This is a genomic window from Acidimicrobiales bacterium, from assembly GCA_016794585.1.
GTDB lineage: Bacteria > Actinomycetota > Acidimicrobiia > Acidimicrobiales > DATDAH01 > JAEUJM01.
The window spans coordinates 202,689-229,119 of the sequence record JAEUJM010000032.1; the positions used below are offsets into that span (position 1 = coordinate 202,689).

The following is a 26,431-nucleotide window of genomic DNA, read 5'->3' on the forward strand; positions in this document are numbered from 1 at the left end:
CGCCATCGGTCCACCCCATTCGTTCTGGGTACTCGTATGTGTCGTCCACGAGACATACGAGTACCCGGAACGCGGGTTGTGCGCGTGTCATGGCGCCGTGACCGTGCCGTCGCCGGCCAGGAGCGCGTCCACCTCGGCCGCCGTCGGCGACGAGCGGGCGCCGGGCCGGGTGGCCGCGAGCGCGCCGGCGGCGTTGGCGCGGCGCACCGCGGTCTCGTCGTCCAGGCCGAGGGCCAGACCGGCGGCGAGGGCGCCGCAGAGGGCGTCGCCGGCTCCGACGGTGTCGACGGCGTCGACCCGGTGGCCGGCGACCTCGACAGGGTCGTGTCCCGCCGCCGCCCACACGACGCCGGCAGCGCCCCGGCTGACCAGCACGGCCCCCGGGCCGGCGAGTGCGGCGGCTCGCTCGGCCACGGGCCCGGTGTTCGGGTGCAGGGCGTCGAGCTCGCCCTCGTTCACCACGAGGACGTCGACGATGCCGAGGGCGGCGCGGATGGCGTCCTCCTGGCCGGAGTGGACGGGAGCGGCGTTCAACACGGTGCGGGCCCCAGCCGCCCGGGCCCGCTCGAACAGCGCCGCCACGGCGTCGAGCGGTGCCTCGAGTTGGGCCACCACCACGTCGACGCCGGCGAGGTCGAGACCCTCCGCGGACGCGTGGCGGTTGGCGCCGGGGGCCACGGCGATCTGGTTCTCGCCGGCGGCGTCGACGCAGATGAGCGCCGTGCCTGTGGCCGCCTCGACCCGGCGCACCGCCGACACGTCCACGCCGTCACCGGCCAGCACCGCCAGCACGTCGTCGCCGTCGGCATCGCGCCCCACCGCGCCCACGAAGCGCACCGCGGCGCCCGCCCGGGCCGCGGCCACGGCCTGGTTGCCGCCCTTGCCGCCGTGGTCGCGTCGCAGCACCCCGCCGCTCACGGTCTCGCCGGCGCGCGGCAGCCGGTCGAGCACGACGGTGACGTCCACGTTCACGCTGCCGAGGACGACGACGCCTCCGGCCGTCATGCGTCCGACGCTCCCGGCGCCTGATCGAGCCCGTCACCGAGGCCGAGGCCGAGGCCGCGCAGGTCGGCGACGATGTCGCCGAAGTGGCCGGGGTCGGGGTGACGGTTGTTGACGAGGCTGACCGTCGCCCGGGGCAGTTCCACGCCGGCCGCCCGCTCGGCGAGGCGCTCCGCGATCGCCGGCCGGGGACCGACCACGGCCACCGCCTCCATCAGGGCGTCGGGGATCAGTGCGCTCATCTCGGACCAGCGCCCCTCCTTGGAGAGCCGGTTCAGCTCGGGGTGCAGCCCCTCCCAGCCGTGGGCGGCGAGGGTCGGGAGGTACGCCGGTGTCGAGCCGTAGAAGGCGAGCTGGTCGGCGAGCGACGCGCGCGCCCGGGCCTCGGCGTCACCATCGCCCTCGTCCCAGGTGACGACCATGGTCACGAGCACGACCTCGAAGTCGTCGAGGGAGCGGCCCGAGCGGTCGAGGCCCCGTTCCAGCGCCGGCAGGGTCGCAGCGCGCAGCGACTCGGGAGTGTGGAAGGGGTGCACGATGAAGCCGTCGGCGACCTCGCCGGCCACCTCGGTCATCTTCGGCCCGAAGCCCCCGGTGAACACGGGCGGCGGGCCGAAGGGGTTCGGGCCGGGGTCGAAGGCCGGGATCATGATGGTGTGGTCGTAGAAGCGCCCCCGGAAGTCCAGCGGGCCCTCGCCCTCCCACGTGGCCCAGATCGCCTTGATGGCCCGGACCATCTCGGCCATGCGAGCGGCCGGGTGCGACCACGTCTCGCTGAACCGGTGCTCGATGTGGGGCCGCACCTGCGAGCCGATGCCGAGGACGAAGCGGCCCTCGGTGATGACCTGGAGGTCGTAGGCGACGTTGGCCAGCACCATGGGGTTGCGGGCGAAGCCGATGGCCACCGCGGTGCCGAGGCGCAGGGTCGACGTCGTGGTCGAGGCGAGCGCGAGGGGCAGGAACGGGTCGTGCTTCGACTCGAACGAGAAGGCGGTGTCGTAGCCCAGCGCCTCGAGCTCGGCGAACAGCGCGCCCGAGCCGCGGGGGTCGCCCGTGGGCACGGTCGTCGCGAGGCGCACGACGGCAGTCTCGCGTCCTCACCGGAGGCGGAGCGCCAGGACCGAGGTCGAGCGGGCCAGTTCGGGTCGGGGAGCGCATCGGATGCTTCCGTCGCGGCGGGAGCGCTCCGCTACCGTCGCCGGCGTGAGCGACGTCGGTGGCGTGGATCCGGGGGTGCTCGAGGCCCGTCTCGCGGCGCTCGAGGAGCGGGTGGACGAGCTGTCCCGCCGGCTGTTCTCCGACCTCGCCCCGTTGCGACCGGCACCCGCCGGGCAGACCAGGGTCGACGCCGACCTCGTCGATCTGGCCGCCAAGGGCGGCGACGTGGGGCTGGCCAAGGCCGTGCTCGAGCACGTCAAGCGCACCGGTGCCGACCTGACCGTGGCTGAGCAGGCGGTGCGGGCCGCCGCTGGCTTGCCCGCCCGACCTCCGGCCTGAGGCCGGACGACGAGACGGGGGAGAGGAGCGACATGGACGCCACCGACTGGGACCGCCGCTATGAGGGCGCCGACTACGTCTGGGCCATCGAGCCGAACCGGTTCGTGGCCGAACAGGTGCTGCCCCTCGTGCCGGGCCGGGCGCTGGACCTCGGCGCCGGCGAGGGCCGCAACACCGTGTGGCTGGCAACCCGGGGCTGGGACGCCACGGCCGTCGACTTCTCCGCCGCGGGGATGGCCAAGGCCGAGCGCCTGGCGGCCGACCACGGCGTCACCGTCACCACGGTCGTCGCCGACGCCCTCACTCATGAGGTCGGGGCGCAGGCGTGGGACCTGGTCGTGCTCTCGTACCTCCAACTGCCGACCGACGAGCGCCTCGGCGTCATCGCGACGGCGGCGGCCGGCGTCGCCCCCGGCGGCACCTTGTTGATCGTGGCCCACGACCGCACCAACCTCGAGCGGGGCTACGGCGGCCCACAGGACCCCGACGTGCTCTACGACGTCGACGAGTCCGTCGCCGCCATCGCCGCCGCCGACCCCGGTCTCACCCCGGTGGTGGCCACGGTCGTCGGCCGACTCGTCGAGAAGGACGACGGCGAGCACGTCGCCCTCGACACCCTGGTCGTCGCCCGCCGGCGCTGACGGCCCGCCCAGATCAGTCCTCGAGCTGCGCCGCCAGGGCCTCGACGGATTCGATGAACTCCTCGACCATGTCGAACACGACCTGGCGGGACGTCTTGGACACGTTCATGGTGCCGACCACCTGGCCCACGAAGTAGTTGGCCAGCTTCTCGGCGCCGGGGTGGCGCTCGGCGGCGCGGTTGATGCGGTACTGCGCCTGCGCGGTGAGGATGGGCTGGAGCGGCATACCCAGCGGGTCGGGCGTGTCGGGGCGGTCCCACTCGTCGGTCCACGACGAGCGCAGCATGCGGGCGGGCTTGCCGGTGAGCGAGCGGGAGCGCAGCGTGTCGGCCGACGTGGCCGCCAGCATCTTGGACTTCACGACGGGATGGGTCTCGGCCTCGGCGGTGGTGAGCCAGACCGACCCGCACCAGACGCCCTGGGCGCCGAGGGCCATGGCCGCGGCCATCTGGCGGCCCCGGCCGATGCCGCCGGCGCCGAGCACCGGGACGGGCGCCACCGCGTCGACCACCTCGGGGATGAGCACCATCGAGCCGATCTCGCCCGTGTGGCCGCCCGCCTCCGAGCCCTGCGCCACGATGAGGTCGACGCCGGCGGCGACGTGGCGCTCGGCGTGCACGCCCCGGCCCGCGAGGGCCGCCACGATCCGGCCGGCGCCCTTCACCTGGTCGATCATCTCGGGGGGCGGCGGACCGAGGGCGTTGGCCACCAGCGAGGTGCGGTGGGCGAGCGCGATCTCGAGCTGCGGCCCGGCCCGGTTGGCCGAGAAGGGGGCGTCGCCGCCGCTGGTCTGCCAGCCGGCGCGGCCGGGGCCCTCGTCGTCGGCGGGGGGCTCGGGGACCTCGTAGCGGGCGAGGATGTCGTCCACGAAGGCCTTGTGCTCGGCGGGGATGAGCGCGGCGATGTCGGCGAGGGCGAACCCGCCCTGGTCGTCGCCCGCGTACTTGGCGGGGATGATGAGGTCGACGCCGTAGGGCTTGTCGCCGATCTGCTCCTCGATCCAGTTCAGGTCGATCTCGAGGGCCTCGGGGGTGTGGGCCACGGCGCCCAGCACGCCCAGGCCCCCGGCCTTCGAGACCTCGGCCACGACGTCGCGGCAGTGGCTGAAGGCGAGGACGGGGACGTCGATGCCGAGCATCTCGGTGACGGCGGTGCGCATGCGCGCAGGCTACGCCCTGGTCGGCGGGGCCTCGACCGGCGTGGGCCGAGGGCCGGTGCCGGGGGCCGAAGCCGAGGGTCGGCGGCCCGTCAGGCCCGATCGAAGCGGCTGACGACCTCGACGTGGCCGGTGTGGCCGAAGAGGTCGAGCACCACGGACTCGACGTGGGAGTAGCCGGCGGCGACCAGCGCCGCCGCGTCCCGGCCGAGCGAGCCGGCGTCGCAGCTCACGAGCACCACCCGGGCGGCGCCGGTGGCGACGACCTTCTCGACGCCCTGGCGGCCCAGGCCGGAGCGGGCGGGGTCGGCCACCACGACGGCGGCGGGGCTGGTGCGCCAGCCTTCGACGGGCTGCGAGATCACGCGGACGTCGCCGGCGAGGTGGGCGAGGTTGACCCGGGCGTCGGCGGTGGCCGACTTGGAGCGCTCCACCAGCACCACCGGCCGGTCGCCGGCACAGGTGGCGGCGAAGAGGCCGATGCCGCCGTACAGGTCGGCGAAAGGGCCGTCGGGGGCGCCGGCGAGCTGATCTCGGGCGACGGCGACGAGCGCGGCGGCGCCCTCGGGGCGCACCTGGAGGAACGAGCGGGCCGACACCCGGAAGTCGTGACCGGCCAGCGAGGTGGTCAGCCAGCGGCGGGTGCCCCGCTCGAGCTCGTCGGCGCCGATGACGGTGACGTCGTCCGGGGCCTGCACTCCCTTGGCGGTGGGCTCGGCCACGACGAGGACGTCGGTGGCGGCGCCGGAGCGGTCGGTGGCCACCCGCAGGGTCAGCTCGCGGGCGCGGCCCGGGTCGAGCACCCCTCGGGCCAGCAGGTCGGCGAGCGCGGGGTGGGCGACCAGGCAGTCGTCGACGGGGACGACCTCGTGGCTGCCCTCGGCCCGCAGGCCGAGTCGCCCGTCGACCACCGCCACCCGCAGGGTGGTGCGGGTGCGCTCGGCGGGGATCGGGGGGCCCGGGCGGACGACGGGATCGTCGAGGCGGCCGATGCGGCGGAGCGCGTCGGTCACGATCTCGAGGCGCATGGACCGCTGGCGCTCCTCGCCGACGTGCTGCCAGTCGCAGCCGCCGCAGCCCAGGGCGACGAATGGGCAGGGCGGCTCGATCCGGTCGAGGGAGGGGTCGAGCACCTCGACCACCTCGCCGTGGACGGCGCCGCGGCGCACCTCGGTGGCGACGGCCACGCGCTCGCCGGGGATGGCGCCGGCGACGAGCACCACACGGCCGTCGTCGTCTCGGCTCAGGGCGAGGCCGCCCGGCACCATGCGCTCGGCGGTCACCTCGGTCGTCCCCGCCGGCGTCTCCATGGGTCGACCGTAGGCGCGCTCGCCGCCGTGCCCACCACCCGTGTCGCCGACCGGGGGCAGGGCTGGAGCACGCCGGTGCGGCGGGGCACCGCAGCCGAGAACGGCGACGGCCCGCCACCGAAGTGGCGGGCCGTCGAGCCGGTCGGGGGCCGAAGGGAGGGGGAGGTGGTCTCCGACGGGAGGGTGGGTCAGCCGTAGAAGCGGCTACCGCAGTGCGGCCACTGACCGAGGCCGGCACGGTCCTTCAAGATGTTGGCCCGGCGGATCTGCTCGATGCGGGTGTGCTGGTGGGGGAGGCCGGTCCCGCCCGTCGCCCGCCACGTGGAGGCGCTGAACTGGAGGCCGCCGTAGAAGCCGTTGCCGGTGGCGAGGTGCCAGTTGCCACCGGACTCACAGGCGGCGACGCGGTCCCAGTTGGCCTGGTTGGGCACCGAGGCGGCCACGGCGTTGAGGTAGACGGCCAGCAGGTACTGCTGGATCTGGTTGGCGACCACGGCGTTCATGTAGCGCGAGAGCTGCGTGGCCTTGGCCAGAGTGATCTTGTCGTGGTGGCTGTTGTTCCACGCCCGCTTGATCTCGCGGGGCGTGTACACGTACGTGGCCTCGCTCAGGTTGGCGGGACCGCGGCGGCCGGTGGCTCGCTCGGTGGTGGCCTGGGTGAGGGCGGCGGGCAGCGTCGGCTCGACGGCCTGGGGGGCTGCCGCCGCGGGCTCGTCGGTGGTCACGGTGGTGGCCGGCGGCACGACGGTGGTGGGCACGGGGGGAACCGTGGTCGAAGGAGCGGTTGTGGTCGAGGTGGTGGCCGGTGCCTCGTCGGCGGCGGGGGCCGTCTGGGCCGAGGCGATCACGGGGCTCGCCACGGTGGCGAGGAGCGATCCGATGAGGATCGAGAGCAGCACCACAGCCTTCGTGGTGCTGCGGCGCATCAATGCGTCGGCGCCTTCTTCGTTCGTTTCCTGCGGCATGTCCGGTGCTCCTTGTTCGGGGGGAGCGCTCCGTTCCGCCACCACCGGTCCCGCCCTGCTCCCGGGCGCATGCGCGCGACAAGAGGAATCGGGGTGGGGGGAGGCGTACCGGGTGCTGTGGGCCGCTCCGGCGGGCACCCCACGGGGGCACGCGTCACCGGGCAGCGCAGAGCGCGCTCTGGTTCGTTGGTCACACTATCGTCACGACCGTCACCGAATTGCAACATACAGCGGTGTGACTTGTGCCACTCCCGCGAGCAGGGTGCGTACGGCGGCAAGCGCGCGGGAACCTCCGACCAGGCGAGCGCCGGCGCCGTGTAGAGTCGTCGCCGCAACAAGGAGAGGTGCCGGAGTCTGGCTGATCGGGCTTCCCTGCTAAGGAAGTGTGCCTACGGGTACCGTGGGTTCGAATCCCACCCTCTCCGCCAAATCGGCGTGCGCTCCGTGCGGGCCGGCGCTCAGGCGCCGAGGGGGATGGTGCGCACAGTGCCGTCTGGGGAGCGCTCGGTGAGCGAGGCGGTGGCGAAGCTCGAGAAGTAGACGGTGCCGTCGTCGACGAAGGCGAGGTTGTCGAACGGCAGCCCTTCGGTGACGGTGTCGACCAGTTCGGCGGTGCCGGCCTCGACGTCCACCCGGAAGAGCTGCAGCAGCACGGCCGCTCCCATCACCACGCCGCTGTCCGTGTCCCCGCCAGTGGCATCTGCGAGAACCTACTGATGGGGGCCGAGGTGCTCGGAACGGGGTCGCGGCCAGTCTGGGAGAGAGTATATGGAAATATACTGAGACTTGTTTCTTCGTACCTCGTGAGTACGATGGGTCTGTGAGTCCCGTCGCCCGGCGATCCATCTCCCTGCCCGAAGATGTCGACGCCGCCGTCGAGGCGGCTGCCGTGGCCGCGGGCATGAGCGTGAGCGCCTGGCTGGCCGATCTCATCGAGCGCCACTTCCGCATCGAGTGGGGCCTCGCCGGCGTGGCCGAGTGGGAGGCGGAGCATGGGGCGTTCACCGAGGAGGAGCTCGCCGAAGGGCGGGCCTGGGCGCAACAGATGCTGCGGGACGAGCCACCGGGCCCGATCACCCGCCGGAGCGCCTGATGCCCGGTGTCACCTACGACACCGGCGCCCTGCTCGCGGCGGAGCGCGACGACCGGACGCTCTGGTACCGCCATCGGTCGTTGATCGAGGCGGGCCACATGCCCGTGGTGCCGGCTCCCGTGGTCGCTCAGGCGTGGCGCGGGGGCGGACCTCGCCAGGCGAACCTCGCCCGGTTCCTCCAGGGTTGTCGCATCGAGCCCATGGACGAGCGCCGGGCGCGTGCGGTCGGCGTGTTGGTCGCCAGGTCGGGCCACGACGACGTCGTAGACGTGGCCGTCGTGGAAGGCGCGGCGCGCCGCGGCGACCGCGTCCTGACCTCGGATCCCGGAGACCTCCGCCGTGTCGCCGCCGCAGCCGACGGCGACGTCCGCATCGACGTGCTCTAGCGGGTCGGGCCCCGGCCCCGCTCCGGATACTTGTCAGACCCTCCGTGCATGATGACGGCGATGAGGGTTCCCGCCGCCGCCGCCGCTAGCATGCCCAGGCTTGTCGTGCGCCGTCCGGAGACGGATGGGCACCCAATCGAACCCTGCCCCGGACCGTCCGGGGCCCCGTGCCATTGCGGCCGGGACCAGAGGGAGGTTTGCTGCTCGTGACACGAGCGTATGAATTGATGGTCATCTTCGAGTCCGACCTCGACGAGTCGTCGGTGTCGGCCCAGGTCAAGAAGATCGGCCAGACCATCGAGGCGGGCGAGGGCACCGTGGCCACCACCGACGTGTGGGGCCTGCGCCGCTTCGCCTACGAGATCAACCACAAGAGCGAGGGCATCTACGTCGTCCTCGAGATCGTCACCGAGGCGCCCAACCTCGATGTCCTCGACCGCCAACTGCGGCTCGCGGACGAAGTCGTCCGCCACAAGATCCTGCGCCTGCCCGAGCGCGAGGCCACGCGTCGTGGCCTGCTCGGCGACGCGCCGGCCGAGGACGCCGCCGAGGCGGCGCCCGAGGCCGAACCTGCCCCGGCCGACGCCGGATAAGGAGCGAACCGACATGGCACCCGGAAACACCGTGAACATCGTGGGCAACGCCACCCGCGACCCCGAGCTGCGCTTCACCCCGTCGGGCCAGGCCGTGGCCAGCTTCGGCGTGGCCGTGAACCGCCGCTGGCAGAACCGCCAGACCCAGGAGTGGGAAGAGGCCGTGAGCTTCTTCGACATCACCTGCTGGGGCCAGCTCGCCGAGAACGTGGCCGAGTCCGTCCAGAAGGGCACCCGCGTGGTGGTCGACGGCCGCCTCGACCAGCGCTCCTGGGAGACCGAGCAGGGCGACAAGCGGTCCAAGGTGGAGATCGTGGCCGACGAGGTCGCCCCCAGCCTGCGCTGGGCCACCGCCCAGATCACCAAGAACGAGCGCCGCGACGGCGGCGACGGCGGCGGCTTCGGCGGCGGCGGTGGCGGCGGGAGCCGTCCCGTCCCCAACGAGCCGCCCGCCGGTTACGACGACGAGGAGCCCTTCTAGACATGGCCAAGAAACGAGAGGTGCGCGGCAAGAACAAGGACAACGCGCGCCGCAGCAAGAAGAAGATCTCCCTCCTGTCCCAGGAGAAGGTGGTCTACGTCGACTACAAGGACGTGAACCTGCTGCGCCGGTTCATGTCCGACCGGGCCAAGATCCGTGCCCGCCGCGTCACCGGCAACGACGCCCAGCAGCAGCGTGAGGTGGCCCGCGCCATCAAGAACGCCCGCGAGATGGCGCTCCTGCCCTACACCAACCGCGTCACCACCCAGCGCGGTGGTGGCCGAGGCGACCGCGAGCGCGATCGCGGGCTGCCCCGTCCCGACGGGCCGCCCCCGCGCCCGACCGGCGACACGCCGCCGCCTCCCGTGGGCGGCTCGTCCGATGTCGAGGCCGACCTCGAGCTCGATGTCGAGCTCGACGGCGGCGGCGTCGCGGTGGCCGAGGCCACCGAGGCGCCGGCGGAGGCCATCGAGGAGGGCGACGAGTGAAGCTCATCTTGAAAGCCGACATCGCCGGCGTCGGCCACCGTGGCGACATCGTCGACGTGGCCGACGGCTACGGGCGCAACTACCTCGTCCCCAAGGGCATGGCCATGCTGGCCACCAAGGGTGCCGAGACCCAGGCCAAGGCCATGCGCCGCGCCCGGGACGTGCGCGACGCCGTCGACCGCGAGGCCGCCGAGGAAGTGGCCAAGACGCTGGTCGCCACGACCATCACCATCACCGCCAAGGCGGGTCCCGAGGGCAAGCTCTTCGGGTCGGTGGCGGCCGCCGACATCGTCGACGCCGTGCGCCAGCAGAGCGGCGTCGAGCTCGATCGCAAGCAGCTCGTGCTCGATGAGCACATCAAGGACGTGGGCACGCACCAGGTGTTCGCCAAGCTGCACAGCGACGTGTCGTTCCCGCTGACCATCGAGGTCGTCGCCGCGTGATCCCCGGCGACCGGTCCCGGTCGCCCCACGCCACAACCGAGCCGGGTTCTCCACAGGGTGGACCCGTCGCGTCCACAGGAAAGCCCCAGGCACCGCATCTACCACCCCACAGGGCGGATGGGGGAAGGTAGAGCGATGTCGCAGTCGACCGACGACGCCCCGCCGCGGGCCACCCTCACCGAGCGCCCCGGCGCGAGCTCCGGTCCCCACCAGGCGATGCGCGTCCCGCCCCACAACCTGGCCGCCGAGGAGTCCCTCCTCGGCGCCATGTTGCTGTCCAAGGACGCCATCGCCACCGCGGTCGAACTGGTCGACACCGACGACTTCTACAAGCCTGCCCACGGCCACATCTTCGAAGCGGTCGCCTCGCTGTTCAGCGCCGGCGAGCCCGTCGACCCCATCACCGTGGCCGAGGAGCTCAACCGGGCCGGTCTGCTCGAGGGGGTCGGTGGCCCCGCCACCCTCGTCAGCCTCCAGGCCGGCACCCCCGCCACCTCCAACGCCGCCCGCTACGCCAAGATCGTCGAGGAGCACTCGCTGCTGCGCCGCCTCATCCGGGTGGCGGGCGACATCGCCGAGCTGGGCTACGAGCTGCCCGACGACGTCACCAAAGCCGTCGACCTGGCCGAGTCCATGGTCTTCCAGGTGGCCCAGCGCCGGGTCACCGACTCCACCGCGCCCATCCGCGACCTGCTCGGCGGCACCCTCGACCGTCTCGAGCAGCTCTACGAGCGCGGCGACGCCCTCACCGGCGTGCCCACCGGCTACGTCGACCTCGACGCCCTGCTCTCGGGCCTCCAGCCCAGCGCTCTCATCGTCGTCGGCGCCCGCCCCAGCGCGGGCAAGACCGCGTTCGCCCTGGGCATCGCCAGTCACGTGGCCCTCACCGCCGAGCGACCGGTCATGTTCTTCTCGCTCGAGATGAGCCACCTCGAGCTCACCCAGCGCATCATCTGCTCCGAGGCCCGGGTGGATTCCACCCGCATGCGAAACGGCCGCCTCAACGAGTCGGACTGGACCAAGATCAACAGCGCCATCGGCCGCCTCGCCGAGGCACAGCTGTGGATCGACGACAACCCCCAGCTCACGGTCATGGAGATCCGGGCCAAGGCCCGCCGGCTCAAGAGCCGGGTCGGTGACCTCGGCCTCGTGGTGGTCGACTACCTCCAGCTCATGACCGGCCGTTCCAGCGCCGAGAGCCGCCAGGTCGAGGTGTCCGAGATCTCCCGTGGCCTCAAGATCCTCGCCCGCGAGCTCGAGTGCCCGGTCATCGCCCTGTCCCAGCTCTCCCGAAGCCTCGAGATGCGCGCTGACAAGCGCCCGATGCTGGCGGACCTGCGCGAGTCGGGCTGCCTCACCGCCGACACCCAGATCGCGGCCATCGACCGCGACACCGGCGGCACTCGCCGCACCACCCTCGGCCAGCTGCTCTCCGCCGGCGAGCGCGACATCCCCGTGTGGACCCTCGACGAGCACCTGCGCTTCGTCCCCGGCGTGATGACCCACGTCTTCTCCAGCGGCATCAAGGACACGTTCGAGCTGCGCCTCGCCTCGGGCCGCGTCGTCACCGCGAGCGCCAACCACCCCTTCCTCACCGTGGACGGCTGGGTGCCCCTCGGCGATCTCGCCGTCGGCGACCGCCTCGCCGTGCGCCCCACCGGCCCCGACGACCCCACCTCCAAGACCGTTCCCGCCGAGGTGGCCACCTACCTCGACAAGGCCGCCGCCGAGCGGGGCCTCGACGCCGGCGCCCTCCTGGCCGAGGCCGGCGCCTCCGCTGCCCGGGCCGGCGTGGCCCGCCGGGCCCTGCGCCAGGTCACCGAGAAGGTCGACGACCCCTGGCTCCACGACCTCATCGAGGCCGACGTCCTCTGGGACACCGTCTCCGAGATCGTCCCCCTCGGTCCCAAGCCCGTCTACGACGCCACCGTGGTCGGCACCCACAACTTCGTGGCCAACGGCATCGTGGCCCACAACTCCATCGAGCAGGACTCCGACGTGGTGATGTTCATCTACCGCGACGACATCTACAACGAGGACTCCCCCGACCGCGGCACCGCCGAGATCATCGTGGCCAAGCACCGCAACGGCCCCACCGACAAGGTCCGCCTCGCCTTCCTCGGGCACCACACGCGCTTCGAGAACATGGCCAGGGGCGCTTGAGCGTGGGCCACCACACCCGTCGTTGCGAGAACGTGGCGCGGGGCGCCTAGTGGGTCTCGGCATGGCCGCCGCCTCGCCCGAGGTCCCCGACGGCCACACCGGTGACGGTGGTGTCGACCCCGACGTCGAGCACGAGGCGTGGCGGCAGCTCCTGTTCTGGGTGGGGCTTGCCGACGTGGTCGTGGCCGGTGCCCTGCTGGTGGTGGCCGGCCGGATCTACCTGCCGGTGGCGTTGTTCGTGCCGCTCTTCCTCGCCGGGCTGGTGCTGCTGGTCCGTCCGGGTGGGGTGGGGCCCGTCACCCTCGGAGCGGCCTCGGTCCTGTTCGTGGTGGTCAACCTGCGCCTCCTCGTCGACGACCTCGCCCACCCCGACACCTTCGTCACCTTCTTCCCCGCCGCCATCGGTGTCGTGGCGGGGTGTGTGGGCGCCGTCGGCCTCGCCGGCTTCCTGCGGCGCTGGCCGGTCCGTGCCACCGGCCGCGTCGGCGTCGTAGCCAGCGCGCTGGTGCTGGTGGCCCTCGGGGTCGGCCTTTCCGCCACCTTCTCGGTGGCGGACGACGTCCCCCAGGAGGGGGATCTGGCCTTGGTGGCCGAGGCCGACGAGTGGGCGCCGGACACGCTCACCGCTCGCGAAGCCGGTGACATCGCGGTGTACGTGACCAACGCCGACCTGCGCCGCCACACCTTCACGATCGACGTGCTCGACGTGTCGGTCGAGCTCCCCGCCGACACCAGCCGCCGGGTCGCCTTCACCGCGCCGGCGGGCGAGTACGAGTTCCGCTCCGACGTCCCCGGCCAGACCGACATGACCGGCACCCTCACCGTCCCAGGCTGACGGCTCGACAGCCACCAACGGCGGGACAGCTAGGGCGCCACCACGGGGACGGGCGGCAGGGAGAAGCCGGGGTAGTGGTCCCACGCCGCCGGGTTCACCGCGCAGACCGCGGCGAGCGCTTCGTCCGGGGGTGGGGGCTCGCGGCGCAGGGTGAGGGTGGCCGCCCGCGCTCCCCGGGCGGCCGACGCCGCCACCTCGCGGGCGTCAGCAGCGTGGGTGGCCAGACGCTCGGCGGCGCCGGGCTCGCCGATCGTCGTGTCGCGTTCGTAGCCGTGGTGGCGCAGGGTCCACGACGCCGTGCGCTCGATTCTGCGGATCCACGCCGGCGACAGCGGCCATGTCTCCGAGGGGCCGGTGGGTGCCGTCACCGGCCGGGCGGCCTCGGCGAACCACGGGAGCGGGGGGAGGTCCGAGCCGCCGCCGTGGGCGGTGTGGTCGAGCACGGCGGTGTCCCAGTCCTCGCCCACGAAGTCGAGGACACGACGGAGCTCGTCCTCCGGTCGGGCCACGAGGTCCTCCAGACGGACGGTGCACACCGCGCCCCCCGTCGTCGCGAAGCGGTCGATGGCCTTGACCTGCTGGGCGGCGAAGAAGGCGTTGAGCCCGTGGCTGCTCGTGGCCCAGGGCATGGCCGCCAGCGAGGCCACGACGCCGCGGGGGTCGCGCACCACGTGCACGAAGCGGGCGCCGGGGTGCTCGGCGGCGATGGTGGCGAGCTGCTGGGCGTGGGCGGGGGTCTTGTCCCCGAAGCGGGTCTTCCCCCGTTGGGCGGCGGCGGCCCGCATCACCGCGGCGACCGCGTCGCGCCGCGCCGGCGCCGCGAGGGTGTCGAGCTGGTCGGTCACCGCCGACCGGGGCACCCCGAGGAAGGCGAACGAGAACGTCCGGGCGTAGCGGTCGAACCACGCCCGCCCGTCGTCCGCGAGCCCGTTGCCGCGGGGGTCCAGGTAGAAGGAGGCCTCGTGGGTCAGGTGGATGTTCGGGTGGGCGTTGAGCATGACCCGCAGGAGCGAGGTGCCCGATCGACCACTGCCCACCACGAACAGGGGTGCATCTGCGGTGATCACGGGCCGATGCCTAGCAGGTGAACTCCCTGTCGCGTCCGACTGGTCCCGAGGTGATGCCGGGGTGAAGACCTCCTGCGGACCTGCTCGCCGCGCCACCCGCGTGACACACTTGTCCACCTGGCCGGAGGGGTCGCTCGGCGAGCCGCAGGAAGCACTGCGGATGGGGCCCCTGAGCGGTCTGGCGGGCTTAGTGAACACCGTTCAGGAGCGCTACCCTTGACCGGTCGTCGTGGCTGTGGTGGCAGAAGACGCAGGGGGTCCCGGGTGGACAGGTACGAGCGGGATCTGATCGTCGGTGTGTCGCCTTTCGAGCGACCCGACCCCGCGCTCGTGGTCGGTCTCGTCCGCGCTGGCGCGTTGGGCGTGCTCGACCTCGGCCGCGACCCGGTCGTCGCCGGCAAGGCGCTGAACGAGGTCACCCGCTGGACCGACGAGTCCTTCGGGGTCCGGGTCCCCGAGGCCGCCGACCACGAGACCGCCACGCTGCCCGATCAGGTCGACACCGTCGTCCTGGCCGACGCCGACGCGGTGGCCGTGTGGGCGACGCCCGGCCGGCGCGTGCTGGTCGAGGTCCGTTCGCCCGAGGAGGCCGACGCCGCCCTCGCCGCCGGCGCCGACGGGCTCATCGCCAAGGGCGCCGAGAGCGGGGGCCGCATCGGCGACCTCACCGCCTACGTGCTGCTCCAGACCCTCGTGGCCCGCACCGACCGCCCCGTGTGGTGCCAGGGTGGCATCGGTCGCCACACCGCCGCCGCGGCCATCGCCGGCGGGGCGGCCGGCGTCGTCCTCGACGCGCAGCTCGCCCTCGTCCGTGAGTCCACCCTGCCCGCCGCCGTCCGTCAGGCGGTCGGGGCCATGGACGGCAGCGAGACCGTCGTGCTCGGCGAGCACCGGGTCTTCACCCGGCCCGACCTGCCCGTGGCGTCGGCCGACCCGGACTCGCCGGCCGCCGACGTCGTGGCCGCTCTCGGCGCTGACGACCTGAGGGCCCAGTACCTGCCCGTGGGCCAGGACGGCGCCTTCGCGAAGGGCCTGGCCGAGCGCTTCGGCACCGCCGGCGGCGTGGCCCAGGGCCTCCGTCTCGCCATCGACGAGCACCTCGACGCCGCCACCGCGGCCCCCTCCCTCGCCGAGCACAGCACCCTCGCCACGACCCTCGGCACCCGCTACCCGATCGCCCAGGGCCCCATGACCCGGGTCAGCGACCGCGCCGCCTTCGCCGCCGCGGTGGCCGACGGGGGCGGGTTGCCCTTTCTCGCCCTGGCCCTCATGTCAGGCGACGAGGTCCGGGCCCTGCTCGAGGAGACCGCCCCCCTGTTGGGCGACCGCCCCTGGGGCGTCGGCATCCTCGGCTTCGTGCCTCCGGAGGTGCGTGAGGCGCAGCTCGAGGTCGTCCACGACGTGCGCCCGCCGGTCGCCCTCATCGCCGGCGGCCGCCCGTCGCAGGCCGCGCCCCTCGAGGCCGCAGGGATCAGCACCTTCCTGCACGTGCCGTCTCCGGGCCTGCTCGACCTCTTCCTCAGGGAGGGGGCGCGCAAGTTCATCTTCGAGGGCCGCGAGTGCGGCGGCCACGTCGGCCCCCGGTCGAGCTTCGCCCTCTGGGACGCCCAGATCGAGCACCTGCTCGCCTTCGGCCACACGGACGAGGTGTCCGTCCTGTTCGCCGGCGGGGTCCACGACGCGCGGTCGGCGGCGATGGTCGGCGCCCTCGCCGCGCCGCTCGCCGAGGCCGGCGCCGGCGTCGGCGTGCTCATGGGCACCAGCTACCTCTTCACCGAGGAGGCCGTGGCCGGTGGCGCCATCCTCCCGGGCTTCCAGCAGGCCGCGGTCGACTGCGAGCGCACGGTCCTGCTCGAGACCTCGCCCGGCCACGCCACTCGCTGCGTCGAGAGCGACTACGTCCGGGCCTTCGAGGCCGAGAAGCGTCGCCTGCTGGGCGAGGGCGTCTCCGTGCAGGACGCCTGGGCCGAGCTCGAGCAGCTCAACCTCGGTCGTCTCCGCATCGCCACCAAGGGCGTGGCGCGCGAGGGCGGCCAGATCGTCGAGGTCGACGAGGAGGGCCAGCGCCGCGAGGGCATGTTCATGATCGGCCAGGCCGCCACCCTGCGCCACGAGGTCACCACCGTCGCCGCCCTCCACGACGAGGTCAGCGCCGGCAGCACGAAGTATCTGGCCGACCTCGGCGCCGAGCGGGCCGCCGCCTCGGGTGAGGGTGAGGCCGGCGCCGACCTCTCGCTCGACATCGCCATCATCGGCATGGCCGCGGCCTTCGCCGGCGCCGCCGACACCGCCCACTACTGGTCCAACGTGGTCGGCGGCGTGAACGCCATCACCGAGGTGCCCGCCGCCCGCTGGGACGCCGACCGGTACTACGACCCCGACGCCTTCCTCAACGACGCCGGCCGCAAGACCCCGTCGCGTTGGGGCGGCTTCCTCCCCGAGGTGCCCTTCGACGCCCTCGCCTACGGCATCCCGCCCACGTCGCTCGCCTCCATCGAGCCCGGCCAGCTGCTCAGCCTCGAGATGGCGGCCCGCGCCCTCGCCGACGCCGGCTACGCCACCCGCGAGTTCGACCGCGCCCGCACGTCGGTGGTGTTCGGCGCCGAGGGGGGCACCGACCTCGCCACCGCCTACGGCTTCCGCGCCCTGTTCCAGACCTACGTCGGCGACCTCCCCGAGGCCCTCGACGACTACCTCCCCGCCTACACCGAGGACTCCTTCCCGGGCCTGCTCACCAACGTCATCTCGGGTCGCATCGCCAACCGCCTCGACCTCGGCGGCTCGAACTACACCGTCGATGCCGCCTGCGCCTCCGCCCTCGCCGCCATCGACGTGGCCTGCAAGGAGCTGGTGGCGGGCACGAGCGACATGGTCCTGGCCGGCGGCGCCGACCTGCACAACGGCGTCAACGACTACTTGTTGTTCTCGAGCGTCCACGCCCTGTCGCCCTCGGGTCAGTGCCGCACCTTCGACGCCGACGCCGACGGCATCACCCTCGGCGAGGGCGTCGGCTGCCTCGTCCTCAAGCGCCTGGCCGACGCCGAGCGCGACGGCGACCGCATCTACGGCGTGCTCCGGGGCATGGCCGCGTCGAGCGACGGCCGCCACCTCGGCCTCACCGCACCTCGCAAGGAGGGCCAGCGCCTCGCCCTCGACCGGGCCTACGACCAGGCCGGCGTCTCGCCCGCCGACGTCGGGCTCATCGAGGCCCACGGCACCGGCACGGTGGTCGGTGACCGCACCGAGCTGGCCACCCTGACCGAGTTCTTCGGCGAGGCCGACGCCCCTGCGGGCGCCACCAGCCTCGGCTCGGTGAAGAGCCAGATCGGCCACACCAAGTGCGCGGCCGGCGTGGCCGGGCTCATCAAGGCCACCGAGGCGGTCTACCGGCGCGTACGCCCGCCCACCCTCAACATCGAGCGGCCCACCGACTTCTACGACGCCGCCACCAGCCCGTTCCGCTTCGACGACGCCGCCCGCCCGTGGACCGACGCCCAGCGGGTCGCCGGCGTCAGCGCCTTCGGCTTCGGCGGCACGAACTTCCACGCAGTGGTGTCGTCCTACGACGGAGCCCCGACGCCGGCCCACGGCCTCGACCGCTGGCCGTCCGAGCTGTTCGTGTTCCGCGGCGCCGATCAGGGGGCTGCGCTGGTGGCCATCGACGCCGTGGCGGCCAAGGTCCCGGCCGAGCGCCGCCCGGGCCTGCCCCTCCACCTGCGCGACCTCGCCGCCTTCGCCGCCGAGCGCGCCGCCGCCGCAGCACATGCCGGCGACCCCGTCCAGGTGGCGGTGGTGGCCGACGACGTCGACGATCTCCTCGCCAAGCTCGAGGTGGCCCGAACGTTCACCGCCGACAAGGCCGGCGTGGTCGTCCCCGACGCCTCGCTCCAGGAACCGGCCGGCGACGAGACCAGCACCGGGAAGCTCGCCTTCCTGTTCCCCGGTCAGGGCAGCCAACGCCCCGGGATGCTGCGCGAGCTGTTCGTGGCTTTCCCCCGCCTCCAGCGCCACCTCCGTGCGCCCTACACGGACGTGATGTTCCCGCCCGCAGCCCACTCCAAGGACGAGGTGAAGGCCCAGAAGGAGGCCATCACCGACACCCGGGTCGCGCAGCCCACCCTCGGCATCGCCGGCCTCGCCATGTACGACCTGCTCACCACCCTGGGCGTGCGTCCCGACCTCGCCGGCGGCCACAGCTACGGCGAGCTCGTCGCCCTCGCCGCCGCCGGCGCCCTGGCCGAGGACGACCTCGTCCCCCTCAGCGAGACCCGCGCCCGCGCCATCCTCGGCGCCGCCGGCGACGACCCCGGCGCCATGGCCGCGGTCGCGGGCAAGGGCGACGACGTCCGCGCCGTGCTCGCCTCCCTCCCCGCCGAGCACCCGGTGGTGCTCGCCAACGACAACGCCCCCGGCCAGGCCGTCATCTCCGGGCCGACCGCGTCGGTCGACGTGGCGGTCGCCGCTCTCGCCGAGGCGGGCCTCAAGTCGAAGCGCCTCCCGGTGGCCTGTGCCTTCCACTGCCCCGTCGTGGCCGACGCCCGCATCGCCCTGGGCGAGGCCGTGGCCGAGGCCACCGTCGCCGCCCCCGCCTTCCCGGTCTGGTCGAACACCACGGCCGAGCCGTACCCGGCTGGCGTCGACGACGTGCGCTCGTTGCTGTCGAACCAGGTGGCCGAGCCCGTCCGCTGGGTGGACGAGATCGAGTCGATGTACGCGGCCGGCGCCCGGGTCTTCGTCGAGTCGGGCCCGGGGCGGGTGCTCACCCAGCTGGTGGGCAAGATCCTCGGCGACCGCCCCCACCTCGCCGTCGCCTGCGACGCCTCCGGTGAGGACGGCCTGCGCCGCTTCCTGGTCGCCCTCGCGCAACTCGCCGCCAACGGTGTCGACGTCGACGTGGCTCCGCTCTTCGATGGCCGCGACGCCCACGCCGAGCGGCTCACGGCCGCGGCCAAGCCGGCGGGCTGGACCATCAACGGCCACCTCGTGCGGGGCGCGGACGGTCGGCCCGTCGCCGGCAGCCTCCAGCCCGTCGACACGGCTCCCGAGGTGGTGCTCGCCGCCGGCGGGTTCGGTGCGGGCGGCGCGGCAGGAGAGCGCGACGCCGCCGTGCTCGAGTACCTGCGGGGCGCCCGCGAGCTGATGGCCGCCGAGCGCGAGGTCATGCTGCGCTACCTCGGCGGCACGGTCGAGGCCGCCGCTCCCCTCGGCACCGTCCCGCTGGCACCGCTCACCACCGCCGCTCCCGCGGCGATCGAGGCCTCCGCCACCGATGCGGGCCCCGGTTCCCCATCCGGCCCGCGAGCGGTGCTCACCCCCGACGAGGTGATGGCCGCCGTCCTCGCCATCGTCAGCGAGCGCACCGGTTACCCCCTCGACATGCTCGACCCCGACCTCGACCTCGAGGCCGACCTCAGCATCGACTCCATCAAGCGCATCGAGATCGTGGGCGAGCTGGCCGACCGGGTGGGCCTGCCCGGCGCCGACGAGGGCTCGATCGACGAGTCCGTGGTCGAGGAGCTGGCCCAGCTGAAGACACTGCGGGGCATCGTCGACTGGATCGGCGCCCTGGGCGATCGCGAGGGCGCGGGCGACGACGCCGCGGCGGCCGTCGCCGACGCTGCGGGCAGCGACGCCGGGGAGCCGGGCGTCGTGGTGCCCGCCGCCACCCTGCGCTACGTCGTCGAGCTGGCCGAGGTCGGGCCCGCCGACGACCCGCCCGGCCCCGGCAGCGGTGCGTTCGCCGGCCAGACCTTCGCCGTCGTCGACGACGGCCAGGGCGTGGCCCTGCACCTGTCCGCCCTCCTCGAGGAGCGGGGCGCCACCGTCCGCCTCCTCGCGGCCGACGACGCCGCGGCCCTGTCCGGTGGCGCCGCCGAGGTGCTCGACGGGCTCGTCCACCTGGCCTTCCTGGCCCACGGCACCGAGTTGCCCCTCGCCACCCTGTTCGCCCAGCTCAAGGGGCCCGTTCTGGGCGGCCTACGCCACCTCGTGGTGGCCACCGGGCTCGGCGGCGGCTTCGGCCGCGGCCCCGCCCGCAGCGCCGGCGACCTGCTCCCGGCCAGCAGCGGCGCCCACGGCCTCGCCCGCACGGTGGCCCGTGAGTTCCCCGACTGCCGGGTCCTGGCCATCGACCTCGACCCCAAGGACGACCCCAGCCACCTCGCCGAGCACCTCCTCGCCGAGCTCTGCGCCGGCGACGGCCTCGTCGACGTGGGCCGCACCAACGGCACCCGCCAGACCCTGCGGGTGCTGCCGGCCGAGCTCGACGAGGACGCGGTCGCCGCCGCCCCGCCGATCGTCGGTGCCGACTCGGTGGTGCTGCTCACCGGTGGCGCCCGCGGCATCACCGCCCGGGTCGCGGTGGCACTGGCCCGCGAAGGCTGCGGCCACCTGGTGCTGGTCGGACGCTCCGCCCTGCCCGAGGGCGACGAGGACCCCGCCACCGCCGGCGCCGCCGATGCCGTCGAGCTGCGCAAGGCCCTCATCGGCGAGGGCCTGAAGGACCCGGCCGCCATCGAGGCCGCCTGCGGTCGCATCCTGGCCGAGCGCGAGGTGCGCGCCACCCTGCGCACGATCGCCGACCTCGGCGCCGAGGCCACCTACCACCAGGCCGACGTCCGCGACGCCGCCGCCCTCGAGGCCATCGTGGCCGGCACCTACGAGCGCTGCGGCCGCCTCGACGGCGTGGTGCACGGCGCCGGCATCCTCGAGGACCGCTTCCTGCGCGACAAGACCGCCGAGTCCTTCGAGCGGGTGTTCGGCACCAAGGTCGACGGTGCCCGCACCCTCGCCCGGGTGGTCCGGCCCGACGTCGGCTTCCTCGTGCTCTTCGGCAGCATCGCCGGCGTGTTCGGGAACCGGGGTCAGGTGGACTACGCGGCGGCCAACGACGCCCTCGACACGCTCGCTCGTCGTGCCGCCGAGCACCTCACCGGCCGGGTGGTGAGCGTCGACTGGGGCCCCTGGGCGGGCACCGGCATGGTCTCGGCCGAGCTCGAGCGCGAGTACGGCCGCCGCGGCATCGGCCTCATCGATCCCGACGACGGCGTGGCCTGCCTGCTGCACGAGCTGCGCTCGGGTCGCGCCGACGCGCAGGTCGTGCTGATGCGGGCCCGCCCCGACGACCTGGATGGCTGAGCACCCCCGACTCCGTCGGTTCTGGCTCCCGATTCGATCGCCATGGCGGTCGAATCGGGAGCCAGTTCGCGTGCGATCGGCTCATGGCTGACGCCTCCCTCCCCGTGAACGAGCCCGTCGCCATCGTCGGGATGGGGGCGCTGTTCCCCGGCGCGCCCGACCTCGCCACCTACTGGGACAACATCGTCGGCGGCGTCGACGCCATCACCGCGGTGCCCGCCGAGCGGTGGGAGGCCTTCTTCTACGACCCGGCGGCCTACGCCATCAACCCGGCGCCGCCCGACCGCGTGTACTGCCACCGCGGCGGGTTCGTGGACGAGCTCGCCACCTTCGACGCCGCCGCCTACGGGATCATGCCCGTCACCGTCGAGGCCGCCGAGCCCGACCAGCTGATCGCCCTGAAGGTGGCCGCGGCGGCCATCGCCGACGCCGGCGGCGAGGCCGCGCTCGGCGACGCCCAGAAGGTCGGCGTCATCGTCGGTCGCGGTGGCTACTTCACGCCGGGCATGGCCCGCTTCGACCAGCGGGTCCGGGTGGCCCAGCAGCTCGTCGAGAGCCTGCGCGACCTCGTCCCGGGCATCCCCGAGGACCGTCTCGACGAGGTGAAGGCGGCCTTCCAGGCGCAGCTCGGCCCCTCCCGGCCCGAAGCCGCCATCGACCTCGTCCCCAACCTCGCCGCGTCGCGCATCGCCAACCGTCTCGACCTCCAGGGGCCGGCCTACACGGTCGACGCCGCCTGCGCGAGCTCGCTCGTCGCGGTCGACCAGGCCGTGAACGAGCTGCGCTCGGGCCGCTGCGACGCGGTGGTCGCCGGCGGCGTGCACCACTGCCACGACGTCGCCTTCTGGACCGTCTTCTCGCAGCTCAAGGCGCTCAGCCCCAGCGAGGCCATCCGCCCCTTCGACCGGGGCGCCGACGGCCTGCTGATCGGCGAGGGCACCGGCATGGTGGTGCTCAAGCGCCTCGCCGATGCCGAGCGCGACGGCGACCGGGTCTACGCCGTCATCCGCGGCACCGGGGTGGCCAGCGACGGCAAGGCGTCCAGCGTGATGAAGCCACGCGTCGACGGGCAGGTGCTGGCCCTCGAGCGGGCGTGGGCGGCGGCCGGCGTCGACCCCGCCTCGGTCGGGCTGATCGAGGCCCACGGCACCGCCACGCCCGTCGGCGACCAGGCCGAGCTCGACACGCTGGCGCAGTTCTTCGGTGCCGCCGACGGTGCCGGACCCGCCGGCGGGCGGTCGGTGCTCGGCTCGGTGAAGTCGATGATCGGCCACACCATGCCCGCGGCCGGCGCCGCCGCCCTCATCAAGGCCGCCCTCGCGCTGCACCACGGCGTGCTGCCCCCGACGCTGCACGTCGACGAGCCCCACGAGCGTCTCGCCGACACCCGCTTCCGGACCCTCGGCGAGGCCGAGTCGTGGGCCGCGCCACCCGAGCGCCGCGTGGCGGGGGTGAACGCCTTCGGCTTCGGCGGCATCAACGCCCACGTCGTCCTCGAAGCGGCGCCGGCCTCGACCCACGCCCGCCCACCCGTCCCGTTCCGCCAGCACCAGCCTGTTCTGGAGAACAGGCTCGTGCTGGCAGAACGGGGGGATCGGGTGGGCACAGGGGAGCGGGTGGTGCTGCTGGCGGGCGCCTCCGCCGACGACCTGCTGGCCCAGCTCGACGACCCCGCCATCCTCACCACGAGGAACGACACGGGGGCCGCACCCGAGGGTCCGTGGCGCCTCGCGATGGTCGCCCCCGACGCCCGCCGCCTCGAGCTGGCCCGCAAGGTGGTGGCCCGGGGCACGCCGTGGCACGGGCGCAACGACGTCTGGTTCTCCAACGCCGGCCTCGTCACCAACGGCGGCAAGGTGGCGTTCGTCTTCCCCGGCGTCGAGCCCGAGTTCGACCCTCACGTGGACGACGTGGCCGCCCACTTCGGCCTGCCCCTCGGGGTGCTGGCCGGCGCCGACGGCGACGCCGACGATGGCGGGCGCCACCTCGGCGAGCACGGCGCCGGCATCATCGCCCTCGGGCGCCTGCTCGATGCGGCGCTCGCTGAGCTCGGGGTGCGCCCCGACCTCGTGGCGGGGCACTCCATCGGCGAGTGGAACGCGATGATCGCCTCGCACCTCATCCCCGACGCCGACATCGACGAGTTCATCCACTCCATCGACACCGACGACGTCGACGTGCCCGGCGTGGTCTTCGCCGCCCTCGGGTGCGGAGCCGACGCCGCCGAGGCCGCGGTGGGGGACCTCCCCGACGTGGTGGTGTCGCACGACAACTGCCCCCACCAGTCGATCGTCTGCGGCGCCGAACCGAGCGTGGCCGAGGTGGTCGAGAAGCTGCGCGCCGACCGTGTGCTGGCCCAGGTGCTGCCTTTCCGGTCGGGCTTCCACTCGCCGATGCTGGCCCCCTTCGTCGAGCCCGTCCGCGAGGCAACGGCCAGGGTGCCGCTCCAGGCGCCGGCGGTGCCGGTGTGGTCGGCCACGACGGTGGCGCCCTACCCGGACGACCCGGACCAGGTCCGCGACCTCGTCATCCGCCACCTGCTCGAGCCGGTCCGCTTCCGTGAGCTCGCCCTGCGCCTGCACGACGAGGGCGTGCGGGTCTTCGTGCAGGTGGGGGTGGGCAGCCTGACCAACTTCCTGGACGACACCCTGAAGGGCCGCGATCACCTGGCCGTGGTGGCCGCCGGTCCCCGCCACGCCGGCCTCGACCAGCTGCGCCGGGTGGCGGCCGCGCTGTGGACCGAGGGCGCCAGCCCCCGCTTCGACCGGCTCCCCTCGACTGCCGCCACCGAGGTGGAGGCGAGCGCATCCGGAATCCGGACGCTGTCGCCTCCACCTGAGGTCGGAGTAGGCGCCGGCGCCGGCGCCGGCGTCCCCCTCGCCCTCGGAGCGCCCCTCGTCCACCTCGACCCGGCCACCGCCCCCCGGCTCGATCTCGCGAGCGGTGGCGCCGGCGTGGATGCCGCCGACCTCGCCGCCCTGGTGGGAGACGACGCCGACCTGGCCAGCCACCCCGTCTTCGCCGAGTTCGGCGCCGCCCTCGCCGAGGTGGGCCCCGCCGCCGCCGACGTGGTCGCCGCGTGGCGCGACGCCGGTCCGGTGGGCCCGGGCGCCGGGCCCTCCGTCGGGCCGGTCGATCTCGGGGGTCCCGGCGGGACGAACGGCGCGCCCGGCCGAGGCGGCCCTGCCGTCGCCCCCGACGCACCGGCTCACGAGCCCGCCTCGCTCACCGAGGTCCGCACGCTGTCGATGGAGGCCATGCCCTTCCTCATCGACCACCGCTTCTACCGCCAGCGCGACGGGTGGGACGACGTCAGCGACCTGTTCCCCGTCGTGCCCATGACCTGCACCCTCCAGCTGTTCCAGGAGGTGGCCTCCCGCCTGATGCCGGGCAAGGTCCCCATCGGGCTCGAGAGCATCCGCGCCCTGCGCTGGCTGGCGGTCGAGCCGCCCATCGACGTCACCATCAACGCCACGGTCACCGGCCCCGACCGGGTGCGGGTCAGCGTCGAGGGCTTCAGCCGGGGCACGGTGGTCTTCGCCGACGACTACCCCGAGCCGCCGGCGCCCGATGGCGCGCCCCTCGACGGCGCCAGCCGCTGGGGCCCCACGGCGTGGGACCTCTACCACGACCGCTGGGCCTTCCACGGCCCGCAGTACCAGGGTGTCACCGACATCGGCCCCCTCGGCCCGACCGGGGTCGAGGGGACGATCGAGGCCCTCGCCGCCCCGGGTGCGCTGCTCGACGGCGCCGGCCAGCTCGTGGGCCACTGGGTGGCCATGCACACCGAGGTCGACCGCCTCGCCCTGCCCTCGATGATCGAGCGCATCCGCTTCTACGGCCCCCACCCCCCGCCGGGCGACCGCTTCACCTGCACGGTGCGCATCGGCGAGCTGACCGACGCCTTCGTGCGCGCCGACCTCGAGCTGGTCAGCGCCCGCGACGCCGACGCCGGCCGCCTGTGGTGTCGCATCGACGGCTGGCAGGACACCCGCTTCGACACCGACGAGGTCGTCTTCCCCGTGCTGCGCGACCCGGACCAGCTGACCGTGGCCGAGGCCCGCCCCGCCGGCTGGGCCCTCGCCACCGAGCACTGGGCCAACTCCGCCAGCCGCGAGCTGATGATGCGCCGCTTCCTGAACCACCACGAGCGGGCCACCTACGAAGGCCTCAACCCGAAGGCGCAGCGCCAGTGGCTGCTCGGGCGCATCGCGGTGAAGGACGCGGTGCGCCAGTGGCTGTGGGCGCGCGGCGCCGGCCCGCTCTTCCCCGCCGAGATCACCGTGGCCAACCAAGACGACGGCCGCCCGTACGTGGTGGCCGAGCCGCCGGGTGCGACGGTGGGGGCCGACGGGGTCACCGTCGACGACCTGCAGGTCTCATTGGCGCACACCGAGTGGGCCGCGGCCGCCGTGGTCGCGGGGCCGGGAGAGCCGGCCCCGGGCATCGACATCGAGGCCGAGGCGCCCCGCCACGAGCGCTTCGCCGCCCTCACCCTGGCCGCTGAGGAGGCCGCCCTCGTGCCGGACACCGTCGGCGCCGAGCGCGACCTCGCCCTCACCCGGCTGTGGACGGTCAAGGAGGCCGCGGGCAAGGCCGCCGGCGTGGGCCTCGAAGGCCGCCCGAAGGCGCTCGTGGTCGACCGGCTCGACGGCGACACTGCCCGCATCGGCGACCGCACCGTCGCCACCGAGGTGGCGAGCGTGGGTGAAGGTGACACCGCGCGCCGCTACGTGGTGTCGTGGACGACCCCCCAGAACGACCCGAACGACCGGGACGACCGAGCACGAGGTGACAGCGGTGAGTGAGGCAGCGGAGCGGAGCGGAGCTGCGGGTGACGACGAGCTCGGATCCCGGAGGGGTGGCGCCGAAGGCGACACGAAGCAGCATGTTCTCGTGGCGGTGACGGAGATGCTCACCGAGGTGATCGGCGAGGACGAGCTCCTGATGGTCGACGAGGTCACCATGGACACCTCGTTCAACGACGACCTCGAGCTGGAGAGCATCGAGTTCGTCGCCCTCGCCGAGGAGCTCACCGAGCGCTACGGCGAGCAGGTCGACTTCGTCAGCTGGATCGCCGACCTCGAGCTCGACGCCCTCGTCACCATGACCGTCGGCCAGCTGGTCGAGTTCGTGGCCGGCTGCCTCGACACGCCCGGGGACGCAGGCTGAAC

20 protein-coding genes and 1 tRNA gene are annotated in these 26,431 nt (G+C 73.9%); 14 read left to right on the plus strand and 7 right to left on the minus strand.

Annotated elements, in window-relative coordinates:
- Positions 1 to 87 precede the first annotated feature (87 nt).
- Both JNK12_17135 and JNK12_17140 read right to left on the minus strand, forming a co-directional pair.
- Positions 88 to 1,005, minus strand: coding sequence for a ribokinase (locus JNK12_17135; GenBank protein MBL8777670.1), 918 nt, complete (start codon positions 1,003 to 1,005; stop codon positions 88 to 90).
- Complete coding sequence (locus JNK12_17140) at positions 1,002 to 2,081, minus strand: TIGR03617 family F420-dependent LLM class oxidoreductase (protein MBL8777671.1); 1,080 nt, start codon at positions 2,079 to 2,081, stop codon at positions 1,002 to 1,004. Before JNK12_17140 ends, JNK12_17135 begins: the two co-directional genes overlap by 4 nt.
- 124 nt (positions 2,082 to 2,205) lie before the next feature.
- Here JNK12_17140 and JNK12_17145 point away from each other — a divergent pair, with 124 nt between their 5' ends.
- Both JNK12_17145 and JNK12_17150 read left to right on the plus strand, forming a co-directional pair.
- Entirely contained in the window at positions 2,206 to 2,499 is a 294-nt protein-coding gene (locus JNK12_17145) for a hypothetical protein (GenBank protein MBL8777672.1), read from the plus strand.
- 32 nt (positions 2,500 to 2,531) lie between these two features.
- Positions 2,532 to 3,140 carry a class I SAM-dependent methyltransferase gene (locus JNK12_17150; protein MBL8777673.1) on the plus strand — a complete coding sequence of 203 codons (609 nt, stop codon included), beginning with the start codon at positions 2,532 to 2,534 and terminating at the stop codon, positions 3,138 to 3,140.
- 13 nt (positions 3,141 to 3,153) lie between these two features.
- Here the strand turns inward: JNK12_17150 and JNK12_17155 are convergent, their stop codons facing one another.
- The 3 genes from JNK12_17155 to JNK12_17165 form a co-directional block, all read right to left on the minus strand.
- Positions 3,154 to 4,299 (minus strand): nitronate monooxygenase, encoded by a 1,146-nt coding sequence (locus JNK12_17155; protein MBL8777674.1) that lies wholly within the window; start codon positions 4,297 to 4,299, stop codon positions 3,154 to 3,156.
- Positions 4,300 to 4,388: 89 nt separating this feature from the next.
- A complete protein-coding gene (locus tag JNK12_17160) occupies positions 4,389 to 5,606 on the minus strand; it encodes a class I SAM-dependent RNA methyltransferase (GenBank protein MBL8777675.1) in 1,218 nt (405 codons plus the stop codon).
- Between the two features lie 188 nt (positions 5,607 to 5,794).
- Positions 5,795 to 6,109: a transglycosylase family protein gene (locus JNK12_17165; protein MBL8777676.1), complete on the minus strand. Its 315-nt coding sequence runs from the start codon at positions 6,107 to 6,109 to the stop codon at positions 5,795 to 5,797.
- Positions 6,110 to 6,909: 800 nt separating this feature from the next.
- On the opposite strand from JNK12_17165, the gene JNK12_17170 reads away from it, so the two are divergent.
- A tRNA-Ser gene (locus JNK12_17170) sits at positions 6,910 to 6,999 on the plus strand.
- A gap of 30 nt (positions 7,000 to 7,029) precedes the next feature.
- Here JNK12_17170 and JNK12_17175 read toward each other — a convergent pair.
- Positions 7,030 to 7,236 (minus strand): hypothetical protein, encoded by a 207-nt coding sequence (locus tag JNK12_17175; GenBank protein MBL8777677.1) that lies wholly within the window; start codon positions 7,234 to 7,236, stop codon positions 7,030 to 7,032.
- A 155-nt stretch (positions 7,237 to 7,391) separates the two neighbouring features.
- Here JNK12_17175 and JNK12_17180 point away from each other — a divergent pair, with 155 nt between their 5' ends.
- The 8 genes from JNK12_17180 to JNK12_17215 all read left to right on the plus strand — a co-directional run bounded on the left by JNK12_17180 (position 7,392) and on the right by JNK12_17215 (position 13,053).
- Positions 7,392 to 7,664 carry a hypothetical protein gene (locus JNK12_17180; protein ID MBL8777678.1) on the plus strand — a complete coding sequence of 91 codons (273 nt, stop codon included), beginning with the start codon at positions 7,392 to 7,394 and terminating at the stop codon, positions 7,662 to 7,664.
- Positions 7,664 to 8,050 (plus strand): hypothetical protein, encoded by a 387-nt coding sequence (locus JNK12_17185; protein MBL8777679.1) that lies wholly within the window; start codon positions 7,664 to 7,666, stop codon positions 8,048 to 8,050. Before JNK12_17180 ends, JNK12_17185 begins: the two co-directional genes overlap by 1 nt.
- Before the next feature lie 206 nt (positions 8,051 to 8,256).
- Positions 8,257 to 8,643 carry a 30S ribosomal protein S6 gene (gene rpsF / locus JNK12_17190; GenBank protein ID MBL8777680.1) on the plus strand — a complete coding sequence of 129 codons (387 nt, stop codon included), beginning with the start codon at positions 8,257 to 8,259 and terminating at the stop codon, positions 8,641 to 8,643.
- 13 nt (positions 8,644 to 8,656) lie between these two features.
- Positions 8,657 to 9,124: a single-stranded DNA-binding protein gene (ssb, locus tag JNK12_17195; GenBank protein MBL8777681.1), complete on the plus strand. Its 468-nt coding sequence runs from the start codon at positions 8,657 to 8,659 to the stop codon at positions 9,122 to 9,124.
- 2 nt (positions 9,125 to 9,126) lie between these two features.
- Positions 9,127 to 9,612, plus strand: a complete 486-nt coding sequence (locus JNK12_17200) for a 30S ribosomal protein S18 (protein ID MBL8777682.1) — start codon at positions 9,127 to 9,129, stop codon at positions 9,610 to 9,612.
- Positions 9,609 to 10,055 carry a 50S ribosomal protein L9 gene (gene rplI / locus JNK12_17205; protein ID MBL8777683.1) on the plus strand — a complete coding sequence of 149 codons (447 nt, stop codon included), beginning with the start codon at positions 9,609 to 9,611 and terminating at the stop codon, positions 10,053 to 10,055. The genes JNK12_17200 and rplI overlap by 4 nt, the downstream gene beginning before the upstream one ends.
- Before the next feature lie 135 nt (positions 10,056 to 10,190).
- The gene (dnaB, locus tag JNK12_17210) at positions 10,191 to 12,218 is read left to right on the plus strand and encodes a replicative DNA helicase (GenBank protein ID MBL8777684.1); all 2,028 of its coding nucleotides are present in this window, start codon (positions 10,191 to 10,193) and stop codon (positions 12,216 to 12,218) included.
- Positions 12,219 to 12,279: 61 nt separating this feature from the next.
- Positions 12,280 to 13,053 carry a cupredoxin domain-containing protein gene (locus JNK12_17215; protein ID MBL8777685.1) on the plus strand — a complete coding sequence of 258 codons (774 nt, stop codon included), beginning with the start codon at positions 12,280 to 12,282 and terminating at the stop codon, positions 13,051 to 13,053.
- 29 nt (positions 13,054 to 13,082) lie between these two features.
- Here the strand turns inward: JNK12_17215 and JNK12_17220 are convergent, their stop codons facing one another.
- Entirely contained in the window at positions 13,083 to 14,120 is a 1,038-nt protein-coding gene (locus JNK12_17220; GenBank protein MBL8777686.1) for a sulfotransferase, read from the minus strand.
- A 264-nt stretch (positions 14,121 to 14,384) separates the two neighbouring features.
- On the opposite strand from JNK12_17220, the gene JNK12_17225 reads away from it, so the two are divergent.
- The 3 genes from JNK12_17225 to JNK12_17235 all read left to right on the plus strand — a co-directional run bounded on the left by JNK12_17225 (position 14,385) and on the right by JNK12_17235 (position 26,429).
- Positions 14,385 to 21,257, plus strand: a complete 6,873-nt coding sequence (locus tag JNK12_17225; protein ID MBL8777687.1) for an SDR family NAD(P)-dependent oxidoreductase — start codon at positions 14,385 to 14,387, stop codon at positions 21,255 to 21,257.
- An 83-nt stretch (positions 21,258 to 21,340) separates the two neighbouring features.
- On the plus strand, positions 21,341 to 26,065 hold the full coding sequence (locus tag JNK12_17230) for an acyltransferase domain-containing protein (protein ID MBL8777688.1): 4,725 nt from the start codon (positions 21,341 to 21,343) through the stop codon (positions 26,063 to 26,065).
- An 88-nt stretch (positions 26,066 to 26,153) separates the two neighbouring features.
- Entirely contained in the window at positions 26,154 to 26,429 is a 276-nt protein-coding gene (locus tag JNK12_17235) for an acyl carrier protein (GenBank protein ID MBL8777689.1), read from the plus strand.
- Positions 26,430 to 26,431 lie beyond the last annotated feature (2 nt).